We start from the raw sequence: 2,185 nt of genomic DNA, 5'->3' as shown, positions 1-2,185 counted from the left end.
ACCGTTACTGATTCCATAGTCGGATATCAGCAATCCGGGCGTTACCGCCCGGAAGGTCCGTCACGGTGTCACCGAAGCGCGGGCTGCGCTTCGGTGTCCTGAGTACGGTCTCGCGTTTCTTCCCGCTGGTGCGGGGTTGCGCCACCTGCCCGCCCCGGCCCGGCCTCGCGGCCGGGCCGGGTGGTGCGGGTCTTGCGGTCGGCTCCACGCGGTTTCGACGCTCGCGCGTCCTGGTCTCCGGCCACTCCGGTACCAGTCAAGACGTTGACGCCACGAGGGCGGCAAGGTTTCGGGCCGCGTTCTCGTCCCGATCCATCACAACAGGGCAGTCGTCGCAGTCGAACACTCGAACGTGCAGCGGCAGCTTGGCTTTCACCGCGCCACAGCCCGAGCAGGTCTTCGAGGAGGGATACCAGCGGCCGGCGACCCGCACGGCCCCACCGTTCCAGCCTGTTTTGTAGGTGATCTGCCGGCGGATCTCGCCGAACCCGGCGTCGGAGACCCGGCGTGCCAGGCGCCGGTTGCGAAGCATCCCGGCGACGTTCAGGTCTTCGATCACCACGCTGCCGTACTCGGCGGCCAGTCGTGTGGTGAGCTTGTGCAGGCCGTCGGCCCGCAGGTTCGCCACCCGGTGATGGACGCGGTTGCGCTCGGCGTTGGCGCTCAGCCACCGGTTGGACGGCTGAGCGCCGGTGCGCCGGTCGGGTCCTTGACGGCGCGAGACGCGGCGAGACAGGCGCCGCAGACGCTTCAAAGAGCCCTGCAGGTGGGCGGGGTTGGGCTCATAGCGCACCTCACCGGCGCCCTCGGCGAGTACGGCGAGTACGGCGAGGTGTTTGACGCCCAGGTCCACACCCACGACGGCCTGCGGCCGCGCGGCAACGCTCGCGGCGCGCTGGACCTCGACCTGGAAGGACACCAGCCAGCGTCCACGCTCGTGCCGGACGGTGGCCGACAGGATGCGGGCACTCCCGGCGCTCAGCCGCCGATGGAGTTTGCGGGTGGACTCATGGGTGCGGATCGCACCCAGCCGGGGCAGCGTGACGTGACGACGGTCGTCTTCCAGGCGGATGGTGCCGGTGGTGAACCTCACCGACAGGCCGGCCGTGCGCTTGGAGCGGAAGGCCGGAAAACCCATCTTCGGGCCCTTGCGCTTACCGTTCTTGGAATCGCTCCAGTTCTTCAACGCGACGGCGAGGCGTTCCAGCCCGCTGTTGTAGGCCTCTTTGGAGTTTTCCCGCCACCACGGCGCGACCTGCTCTTTGGCGGTGTTCCAGGCTTTGCGCAGCGAGTACATCGACCACGACAGCGGCGGGGTCAGGTGTTCGTCGGGGATGTCGTAGCTGCGTTCGGCCTCCCGCTGGCCGAGGTTGGCCTTGATGAGGGCCAGGCCCCAGTTGAACGCCATGCGCGCCGCACCGCAGTGTGACGCCAGTGCGCGGGCCTGGCCCGCGTTCGGGTCGAGAGCGAAACGGTAGGCCTGCACCACGAAACCGCTCCGCGCCTGGAACTTGGCCTGGAGCTTCGCCATCGGTCACCGGCCCCTACGCCGATACGCCGGCGTCTGTTGCGGCCGATACGGCGAGTTCGGCGCGCCGCTTGGCCGAGCGCCGCCCGTACAGGCGCGCGCACATGCAGGTCAATACCTCGGTCATGTCCCGGACCAGGTCATCGGCGCTCTCCTGCGGTTGCAGGATCACCAGGCGGCGGCCGGTCGCGGCGAGCGCGGATTGCAGGTGTTCGACGCCGAAGCGGGCCAGACGGTCGCGGTGCTCGACCACGATCACCGCCGCGGTCGGATCGGCGAGGAGGCGGTGCGGCTTGCGGCGTGTGCCGTTCAGCCCGGACCCGATCTCCTTGACCACCTCGCCGACGGCCAGGCCCAGAGCGTTGGCGCCCTCGACGACCCGTACGGCCTGCCGGTCCAGATCGCCCTTCTGATCGCCGGACGACACCCGGAAGTAGGCGACCACCCGGCCAACGGTAGCGGCGGGCTCTTCGGCGATCCACGTGCCGGAGGGCGCCTGGTGGACGGCGACGGGCATCTTGCCGCTCTTCACCCACCGCCAGGCGATCTGATAGCCACGCCCTGCCGGCGTGCCCACTCCGAAAGCTTCACGCGCGCAAGATACATGACTACGTGTGATCATCTTTGCTTATAAAAAATTGAGCAATTGCCAACCCC

1 protein-coding gene and 1 pseudogene are annotated in these 2,185 nt (G+C 68.6%); both read right to left on the bottom strand.

Annotated elements, in window-relative coordinates:
* Nucleotides 1-256 precede the first annotated feature (256 nt).
* Nucleotides 257-1,531, bottom strand: coding sequence for an IS607 family element RNA-guided endonuclease TnpB (tnpB, locus tag ABT352_RS40645; RefSeq protein ID WP_350950439.1), 1,275 nt, complete (start codon nt 1,529-1,531; stop codon nt 257-259).
* Between the two features lie 13 nt (nt 1,532-1,544).
* Nucleotides 1,545-2,119, bottom strand: a pseudogene (locus tag ABT352_RS40640) (IS607 family transposase).
* Nucleotides 2,120-2,185 lie beyond the last annotated feature (66 nt).

This window comes from Streptosporangium sp. NPDC000563 (genome assembly GCF_040299985.1).
Taxonomy (GTDB): Bacteria; Actinomycetota; Actinomycetes; order Streptosporangiales; family Streptosporangiaceae; genus Streptosporangium.
The sequence above is the reverse complement of the archived record's forward strand: the minus strand, read 5'-3'. Positions and strand labels throughout refer to the sequence as shown.

Excerpts from the sequence above, each read along its gene's own strand:
- tnpB (WP_350950439.1), bottom strand. The coding sequence starts at position 1,531 with ATGGCGAAGCTCCAGGCCAAGTTCCAGGCGCGGAGCGGTTTCGTGGTG.